Annotated in this window: 9 protein-coding genes and 1 pseudogene; 7 read left to right on the top strand and 3 right to left on the bottom strand. The window is 69.3% G+C overall.

Features of this window, described 5'->3' with window-relative positions; translation table 11 throughout:
- Positions 1-158: pseudogene (locus tag IEY95_RS48635) on the bottom strand (VOC family protein); the annotation flags it as partial.
- A gap of 70 nt (positions 159-228) precedes the next feature.
- On the opposite strand from IEY95_RS48635, the gene IEY95_RS02355 reads away from it, so the two are divergent.
- A complete protein-coding gene (locus IEY95_RS02355) occupies positions 229-771 on the top strand; it encodes a GNAT family N-acetyltransferase (RefSeq protein WP_189184105.1) in 543 nt (180 codons plus the stop codon).
- A gap of 3 nt (positions 772-774) precedes the next feature.
- Here the strand turns inward: IEY95_RS02355 and IEY95_RS02350 are convergent, their stop codons facing one another.
- A complete protein-coding gene (locus tag IEY95_RS02350) occupies positions 775-1,458 on the bottom strand; it encodes a glycerophosphodiester phosphodiesterase (RefSeq protein ID WP_189184104.1) in 684 nt (227 codons plus the stop codon).
- Positions 1,459-1,756: 298 nt separating this feature from the next.
- Here IEY95_RS02350 and IEY95_RS02345 point away from each other — a divergent pair, with 298 nt between their 5' ends.
- The 6 genes from IEY95_RS02345 (at position 1,757) to IEY95_RS02320 (ending at position 7,548) form a co-directional block, all read left to right on the top strand.
- Positions 1,757-2,830 carry an alpha/beta hydrolase gene (locus IEY95_RS02345; protein WP_189184103.1) on the top strand — a complete coding sequence of 358 codons (1,074 nt, stop codon included), beginning with the start codon at positions 1,757-1,759 and terminating at the stop codon, positions 2,828-2,830.
- Positions 2,831-2,911: 81 nt separating this feature from the next.
- Complete coding sequence (locus IEY95_RS02340; RefSeq protein WP_189184102.1) at positions 2,912-4,309, top strand: DUF6421 family protein; 1,398 nt, start codon at positions 2,912-2,914, stop codon at positions 4,307-4,309.
- Between the two features lie 35 nt (positions 4,310-4,344).
- Positions 4,345-5,091 carry an SDR family NAD(P)-dependent oxidoreductase gene (locus IEY95_RS02335; RefSeq protein WP_189184614.1) on the top strand — a complete coding sequence of 249 codons (747 nt, stop codon included), beginning with the start codon at positions 4,345-4,347 and terminating at the stop codon, positions 5,089-5,091.
- A complete protein-coding gene (locus IEY95_RS02330) occupies positions 5,088-6,161 on the top strand; it encodes a threonine aldolase family protein (RefSeq protein WP_189184101.1) in 1,074 nt (357 codons plus the stop codon). The genes IEY95_RS02335 and IEY95_RS02330 overlap by 4 nt, the downstream gene beginning before the upstream one ends.
- Before the next feature lie 78 nt (positions 6,162-6,239).
- Positions 6,240-6,833 carry a transglutaminase domain-containing protein gene (locus tag IEY95_RS02325; protein ID WP_189184100.1) on the top strand — a complete coding sequence of 198 codons (594 nt, stop codon included), beginning with the start codon at positions 6,240-6,242 and terminating at the stop codon, positions 6,831-6,833.
- 22 nt (positions 6,834-6,855) lie between these two features.
- Positions 6,856-7,548, top strand: coding sequence for a B3/B4 domain-containing protein (locus tag IEY95_RS02320; protein WP_189184099.1), 693 nt, complete (start codon positions 6,856-6,858; stop codon positions 7,546-7,548).
- A gap of 18 nt (positions 7,549-7,566) precedes the next feature.
- Here the strand turns inward: IEY95_RS02320 and IEY95_RS02315 are convergent, their stop codons facing one another.
- Positions 7,567-7,953 (bottom strand): hypothetical protein, encoded by a 387-nt coding sequence (locus IEY95_RS02315; RefSeq protein ID WP_189184098.1) that lies wholly within the window; start codon positions 7,951-7,953, stop codon positions 7,567-7,569.
- Positions 7,954-7,988 lie beyond the last annotated feature (35 nt).

The raw sequence follows: 7,988 nt of genomic DNA, 5'->3' as shown, positions 1-7,988 counted from the left end.
TCCAGGAAGCCGCCGCCGAGGAAGTAGACGGTCCCGCGCTCGGGTCCCGTGCCGAACTCGCGGTAGACGGCGAGGCCCAGCTGCTCGCCGTAGAAGGTCCGGGAGCGCTCCGGGTCGGTGGGGCGAAGGAGGGTTCGGCTGCTCAGTACATGCACCATGCAGCCGGAGCCTAGGGGAGGGTTACGCTCGTCGGTGCCCAAGCCGCGCCACCGAACGGAGAAACGCTCCATGGACACCGCCGCTTCCGCCGGATTGACCTTCCGCGACGCCACCGACGTCGATGTGGACGCTTTGGTCGCGCTGATCGAGTCGGCGTACCGCGGAGACTCCAGCCGGACCGGCTGGACCACGGAGGCGGACATCCTCGAAGGGCAGCGGACCGACCCCGAAGGCGTGCTCGCCGTCATCAAGTCGCCCGACAGCCGACTGCTGACGGTGGAGCGGGACGGCGCTGTCGTCGCCTGCTGCCAGCTCGAGCACCGCGGCGACCACGCCTACTTCGGGATGTTCGCGGTCAGCCCCACACTGCAGGGCGGGGGTCTCGGCAAGGTGATCATCGCGGAGGCGGAGCGGCACGCACGGGAGATCTGGGGTGTCGCGGAGATGCACATGACCGTGATCTCCGTACGCGACGACCTCATCGCCTGGTACGAGCGGCGCGGCTACCGCCGTACGGGAAAGATGACGCCCTTCCCGTACGGCGACGAGCGCTTCGGCGTTCCGCAGCGTGACGACCTGCAGTTCGAGCTGCTGGTCAAGCCGCTGGCGTGACGTTCACGCGGTGAAGCGGCCGGTGCGCTTGATCTCGGGATAGTCGGTGGTCGCGCCGTCCAGCTCCAGCGCACGCACCAGCCGCAGCTGGTCCTGGGTGTTCACCACCCAGCCGATGATCCGCAGGTCGGCCTTCCTGGCGGCCTCGACGACCTCCAGGGTCAGCCGGCGGATGTTGAGGCAGACGGTCTCGGCGCCGGCCTCCGTGGCGCGCTCCACGACATCGATGCCATAGCGGCTCGCGATGAGCGCGGTGCGGACGCCCGGCACGAGTCGGGCGATCTCCGCGATCGCCTCGTCGTGGAACGACGACACCTCGACCCGCCCGACCAGGTCCCGCCGGTGCATGACCTCGGCCAGCGCCCTGGCCGCCGCCAGGTCCTTGATCTCGGCCTGCAGCGGCGTCCTGACGGCGTCCAGGACCTCCTCGAAGACGGGGACGTGCTCACCGCGTCCCGCGTCCAGCGCGCGCAGCTCGGCGAGTGTTTTCTCGGCGATCGGCCCCGAGCCGTCGGTCGTACGGTCCACTTCGGCGTCGTGCATGACGACGAGAGCGCCGTCCTTGCTCAGATGCAGATCGAGTTCGATCAGGTCGAGGCCCGCGTGCTGGGCGGCGATGAAGGAACGGAGAGTGTTCTCGGGCTCGACACCCATCACTCCGCGATGACCGATGGTGAGGAAGTTCAAGATTCGACTCGCTTCCGTCGACGGCGGCTCGGCTCGCGCGTGGAACCGACGGCGGCGCCCACGCGGCAAGGCCGCAGCCTAATGGCCCCGCTGGGCGATGTACCCGTTCGTACGCGGGGCAATGACGGCGCCTGGCAGGGAAGATCCACGTCGGGCCGCCGCGACGGGTCACTCTGGGGTGGGCGAGTCCCGTGGCGGTTGACCGGCGGCCGCAGCCCTTGCCTCTTGCGGGACTGACGGTTAGTCATGACTCGGCCCCGGCAAGGGGTCCCTCCGACCAACCTGAAGAGGTGTCGCGATGCCCACCGAACCCGCGCCCGACGTCCTCGCCCTCATCGACGCCATCAGGGTCCACTTCCCGGACCTCGGAGGCACCGTCACCGAAGCGGCCGAGGCTCGCCGCATCCTCGCAGCCGCGCCCCCGTGGCCCTTCGAGCCGCCGACCGTGGGCTCGGTCGAGAACCGGGCGATACCGGGTCCGAAGGGGGCGCCGGAGATCCCCGTACGCATTTATCGGCCGCAGCCGCAGCCGCAGCCGCAGCGGATGCAGGAGCAGGAGCAGGAGCAGGAGCGGATGCCGGAGCCGGAGCCGGAGCCGTATGCGGATCCGGTCCGGCTACCCGTGCACCGCCCCACGGTCGTCTTCTTCCATGGCGGCGGATGGGTCATCGGCGGCCTGGACACCCATGACCCCATCGCGCGCGCCCTGTGCCGTGACGCCGGTGCGGTCGTCGTCTCGGTCGACTACCGGCTCGCGCCGGAGGCTCGCTTCCCCGCGGCCGTCGACGACGCGTACGCCGCGCTGTGCTGGGCCGCGGAGCACATCGGCGAACTGGGTGGGGAGCCGGGCGCGTTGGTGGCCGCGGGCGACAGTGCGGGCGGGAACCTGGCGGCCGTGGCCGCGCTGATCGCCCGCGACCGGGGCGGACCGGAGCTCGCGCTCCAGGTGCTCGTCTATCCCGCGACGGATGTACGGCCACGGGGCGACACCTCCCGGTGGGACGGTGCGGGGTACTTCCTCACGCCGGCCCACGGCCGCTGGTTCGTCGAGCAGTACTTCGGGTCCGACGGCGACCGGGCGCACCCGCATGCCTCCCCCCTGGTGGCCGATCCGCACGGACTGGCGCCGGCCCACATCGTCACGGCGGGCTTCGACCTCCTCTGCGACGAGGGTCGATCATATGCGGCAAAACTAAGCAAGTCGGGCATACGGGTCACCGAGGATCACTATCCGGGTATGTTCCATGGATTCTTCGGCTTCCCCGAGCTTCTCGCGGACGCCCGCGCCGCCCGGTGGCACGTAGCGGAAGTGATTGCTTCCACGGTGTCCGACAGGAAAAAGAGCGGTGATGATGGGGGGTGCGCAGGATAATCTCCAGAGTCTCCCCTTGCGGGAAGGAACCTCACTTACATACGGTGTCCATACGCGAGGTTCTCCTGTGAAGGATGGGACATGACGGAAATTCTTGTGCAGGTGGGTACGGAGGAGCGGGTTCCTCCCGTGGGCAGGGTGGTGGAGCACCCGGCATGGCCCGTGCTCAAGGATGCCGTGGAGGAGATCCGGCCCTGGCAGTCCAAGGACGGCTCCATCGACTTCGAGGCCGAGGGCGCCCCTGACGCGTCCGACGCCGATCTGGCCGTACGCCGTGCCATAGACGCCATCGAGCGGCTCGCCCCGCTGCTGCCGCACGACGCGGCCTACCACGAGGCGGTCGTGAAGGATCTGCGGCGCTGGGCCGACGGCGGCTTCGGGGTGCCCGACTTCCTGGACTCGCTGCTGGCCTTCCAGCCCGCCGCGGACCGCGAGGACGGCCTCCAGCACCTGGTCGTCTTCCCGATGTACACGCAGAACGGCAACCCGAACCGCAACTTCGAAGCGGTCGTGCTGCGCATGGTGTGGCCGGACTGGCTGGCCGAACTGGAGCGCACCCGCTACGACAATCCGCTCTTCTGCGGCATCAGTTTCGAGGACTTCACCGCGGGCTACGACACGAATTCGGCCGTTCTCTTCCCCGAGACCATCGCCGTGCGCGAGGCGCCCGAGCGCTTCTCCTGGGGCGGCATCTTCTGCGACCGCGAGGCCGCCCGGTTCCGTGCCGTCACCGACGCGGCCGTGGGCATCCTGGGCCTGGAGCTGCCCGAGGACATCGCGGCCATGGTCCACGACCAGCAGCGCTGCGAGCAGGCCTTCGTGCTGTGGGACATGGTCCACGACCGCACCCACAGCCGCGGCGACCTGCCGTTCGACCCGTTCATGATCAAGCAGCGCCAGCCGTTCTGGATGTACGGCCTGGAGGAGCTGCGCTGCGACCTCACCGCCTTCAAGGAGGCCGTGAAGCTGGAGGCCGAGGGCAACGGGCACGGCCGTGACGTGCAGTACGCCGTGCTCTTCGACCGGATGTTCCGCTTCCCGGTCTCCGGCGACCGCGTCCGCAACTACGACGGTCTCGGCGGCCAGCTCCTCTTCGCCTACCTGCACAAGCACGACGTCGTCCGCTGGACCGACAACAAGCTGCACATCGACTGGCAGCGCGCTCCGCAGGTCACCAACCAGCTGTGCGGCGAGATCGAGGACCTCTACAGGTCCGGCATCGACCGCCCCAAGCTCGTCCACTGGTTCAAGGCGTACGAGCTGGTCTCCACCTACCTCGCCCCGCACCCCGGATCCCAGTGGGCCAAGGGCCCGGATGCCCTCGACCTGACCCAGCCGCCGCGTAAGCTCGTGGACGACGTGCTTCCGGACGAGTTTCCCCTGAGCATGTTCTATGAGGCGCTCTCCAAGAAGCTGAAGAACGTGATCGCCTCCACCAAGGGCATCACCGCGACGAGCGCCGAGCGGGTCGCCGCGTGAGCGCCCGCGTCGAGGACGCTCAGGAGGCGAAGAAGATGGGCAACGGAGCTCTCAGCGGTGCGGTGATCGCGGTGGCCGGTGCGGGTGGACCCGCCGGGCGCGCGACGCTGGCCCGGCTTGCCGACGCGGGTGCGATCGTCGTCGGTTCGGACAACGACCCCGAGCGGCTCGCGGAGGCCGTGGACGCGGCCCGCTACGGGCACGGCGGTGCCACCGTCGTCGGGGACACGGTCGACCTGCTCGACCTGGACTCGACCCGCGACTGGGCCACCCGTATCGAGAAGGACTTCGGCCGGGTCGACGGCCTGGTCCATCTCGTCGGCGGCTGGCGTGGCAGCGAGACGTTCACCAAGACCAGCCTCGACGACTGGGATTTCCTGGAGCTGCTGCTCATCCGCACGGTGCAGCACACCTCCCTCGCGTTCCACGAGGCGCTGCAGCGCAGCGACCGCGGCCGGTACCTCCTGATCAGCGCGGCGGGCGCGAGCAAGCCCACCGCGGGCAACGCCGCCTACGCCGCCGCCAAGGCCGCCGCCGAAGCGTGGACGCTGGCCATGGCCGACTTCTTCCGCAAGGCCGGGGGTGCCGAGGGGCCGACGTCGGCGGCTGCGATCCTGGTGGTCAAGGCACTGGTGCACGACGCGATGCGCGCCGAGCGCCCGAACGCGAAGTTCGCGGGCTTCACGGACGTCAAGGACCTGGCCGAGGCCATCGCCGGCGTCTGGGAGAAGTCCGCCGCAGAAGTGAACGGAAACCGTCTGTGGCTCACCGAGACTCCGTGAACCCTCCGAAGACCGACGCGAAGCGTCACCACGACCCGGCCGTCCGAGGTTTCGCCAGCGACAACTACGCGGGGGCCCACCCGGAGGTGCTGGCCGCCCTGGCGCTGGCTAACGACGGCCATCAGGTCGCGTACGGCGAGGACGACTACACCGCGAACCTCCAGCAGATCATCCGCAGCCATTTCGGTGCCACGGCGGAGGCGTTCCCCGTCTTCAACGGGACCGGAGCGAACGTGGTAGCGCTCCAGGCGGTCACCGACCGCTGGGGCGCGGTGATCTGCGCGGAGAGTGCGCACATCAACGTCGACGAGGGCGGCGCCCCCGAGCGCATGGGTGGCCTCAAGCTGCTCACGGTGCCCACGCCCGACGGGAAGCTCACCCCCGAGCTGATCGACCGGCAGGCGTTCGGGTGGGACGACGAGCACCGGGCGATGCCCCAGGTCGTCTCCATCACTCAGAGCACCGAGCTGGGCACCCTCTACACGCCCGACGAGATCCGCGCGATCTGCGACCACGCCCACGCGCACGGCATGAAGGTGCACCTGGACGGGTCCCGGATATCCAACGCGGCTGCCTCCCTGGACGTCCCGATGCGGACGTTCACCAACGCGGTCGGCGTCGACATCCTGTCGCTGGGCGGGACGAAGAACGGCGCGCTGTTCGGCGAGGCCGTCGTCGTCCTCAACCAGGACGCCGTCAGCCATATGAAGCATCTGCGCAAGCTGTCGATGCAGCTCGCCTCCAAGATGCGCTTCGTCTCCGTACAGCTGGAGGCGCTGCTCGCCAAGGACCTGTGGCTGCGCAACGCGCGGCACTCGAACGAGATGGCGCAGCGACTGGCCGAGGGCGTACGCGCGGTGCACGGGGTGGAGATCCTCTATCCGGTCCAGGCCAACGCGGTCTTCGCGCGGCTGCCGCACGACGTGAGCGAGCGCCTGCAGAAGCGCTATCGCTTCTACTTCTGGGACGAGACCGCGGGCGACGTCCGCTGGATGTGCGCCTTCGACACGACCGAGGACGATGTCGACGGGTTCGTGGCGGCTCTCAAGGAGGAGATGGCCCACCACTAGCCTGCAGCAATGCATAGATATACGGTCGATCGAAAAGTCATTGACTCCCGGTCGACCGTATTCCTATGCTCTGCAGGCATGGAGCTCATCCAGGAAACCCCTGACCTGTCTGCCTACTTGGCCGCCGGCGAGGTCATCGACCATCACCACCCGGTCGTCCGCGAGGTGGCCGCACGCCTCGCGAAGGGTGCCGCCGACTCGTATGCCTATGCGCAGGCCGCATACGAGTTCGTGCGCGACGCCATTCCGCACTCGCAGGACGCGGGTGACCTGCGCGTCACCTGGCGCGCCTCCGACGTCCTGGAGCGGCGCACCGGCATCTGTCACGCCAAGGCGCACGCGCTGGCAGCGCTGCTGCGGGCGGAGGACATCCCGACGGCCCTGTGCTACCAGTCGCTGCTGCACGACGACGGCAGCGGGCACGCCGTGCACGGTCTGGTGGCTGTCCGGTTCAACGGGGCCTGGCACCGGCAGGACTGCCGGGGGAACAAGCCCGGCGTCGACGCGCAGTTCTCGCTCGACGGCGAGCGGCTGGCCTGGGTGCCCGACCGGAAGTCCAGTGAGGTGGACTACCCGGTACTGTACGCTGAACCTCACCCGGCCGTTCTGCGTGCCCTCAAGGAGGCCCCGGACCGGCCCTCCCTCTGGCAGACGCTCCCCACCGCATTCTGAGCCAAGGCAGGCAAGGCAGACGATGACTCTCACGCTCACCGTGTCCGACGAGGTGCGCGCCCTCGCGCCCGGCTTCACCCATGTCGCCATCGGGGCGTACGGACTGGTCAACGGTCCCAGCACCGCGGAGACTTCGGCGCTGCTCGACGACGCGGCGCGACGACTTGCCGTACGCCTGGACGGTCGGGCTCCGCACGAGGATCCGCACCTGGCGGCCTGGCGGGAGATGTACACCGCATTCGGCTCCAAGCCGTCGCGCACCCGCAACTCGGCGGAGGCGCTGGCCAAGCGCGCCCTCTCGGACGCCGGACTGCCTCGGATCAACGTCCTCGTGGACGTCTACAACGCGATCAGCGTCGCCCACCTGATCCCGGTCGGCGGTGAGGACATCGACCACATCCAGGGCGCGATGCGACTCGTGCGCGCCACCGGCGACGAGGACTTCGTGACCGTCGCGGGCGGCGAGGAGGCCGTCGAGCACCCCGACGCGGGCGAGGTGGTGTGGCGCGACGACGCGGGCGTCACCTGCCGACGCTGGAACTGGCGGCAGGGTCCGCGCACCCGGCTCACGGAAGAGTCCGTATCGGCGATCTTCCTGCTGGAGAGCCTGGCGCCGATGCCGGTGGCCGACGTCGAGTCCGCCGGCGCCGAACTCGCCGAACTGCTGGAGAAGTTCAGCCCCGGTGCGCAGATCACGGTGCATGCTCCGCAGTAGGTGGTGAGGCGCCGCAACCTAGGGCTGTCGCAGGAAGTTCACCTCGCGCCGGGCCCAGGCACGCGGCGGGTTCAGGGCACTTCCAGGACGTCGTTGGATCCAGGTAGAGGCCGGTGCGGATCGTCGTACAGCAGCGCCTCCCGACACGCTGTCACCTCGCGAGGCGGACAGCGGATTCTTCGGTGGCGCGATCTTCTGGCGTGCCTCTGAGGTTTCGAGCGCCGTCTCCAGCGTTTTTGCGACCGCCTTGTACTGCCCGCCCACGCCCGCGAGGACCGTGGCTGCGACGCGGGCGAAGGAGCGACTGTTGTCCGGCAGCCGCCAGTCGGTCCGTGCCCCGGGGGCGGGGACGAGAGCACGGAAGCTGAGAGTGCCGCCGAAGTGCCGTGCGACCTTGTCGGACACCTGGCTGATCACATCGAGGACCCGTCGGCTGGGAA

Origin of the sequence: Streptomyces albiflavescens, assembly GCF_014645835.1 — a bacterium.
Lineage (GTDB): Bacteria > Actinomycetota > Actinomycetes > Streptomycetales > Streptomycetaceae > Streptomyces > Streptomyces albiflavescens.
Note: the sequence above shows the minus strand (reverse complement) of the source record. Positions and strands in the feature narration are given on the sequence as shown.

Excerpts from the sequence above, each read along its gene's own strand:
- IEY95_RS02335 (WP_189184614.1), top strand. The coding sequence starts at position 4,345 with ATGGGCAACGGAGCTCTCAGCGGTGCGGTGATCGCGGTGGCCGGTGCG.
- IEY95_RS02345 (WP_189184103.1), top strand. The coding sequence starts at position 1,757 with ATGCCCACCGAACCCGCGCCCGACGTCCTCGCCCTCATCGACGCCATC.
- IEY95_RS02340 (WP_189184102.1), top strand. The coding sequence starts at position 2,912 with ATGACGGAAATTCTTGTGCAGGTGGGTACGGAGGAGCGGGTTCCTCCC.
- IEY95_RS02355 (WP_189184105.1), top strand. The coding sequence starts at position 229 with ATGGACACCGCCGCTTCCGCCGGATTGACCTTCCGCGACGCCACCGAC.
- IEY95_RS02320 (WP_189184099.1), top strand. The coding sequence starts at position 6,856 with ATGACTCTCACGCTCACCGTGTCCGACGAGGTGCGCGCCCTCGCGCCC.
- IEY95_RS02325 (WP_189184100.1), top strand. The coding sequence starts at position 6,240 with ATGGAGCTCATCCAGGAAACCCCTGACCTGTCTGCCTACTTGGCCGCC.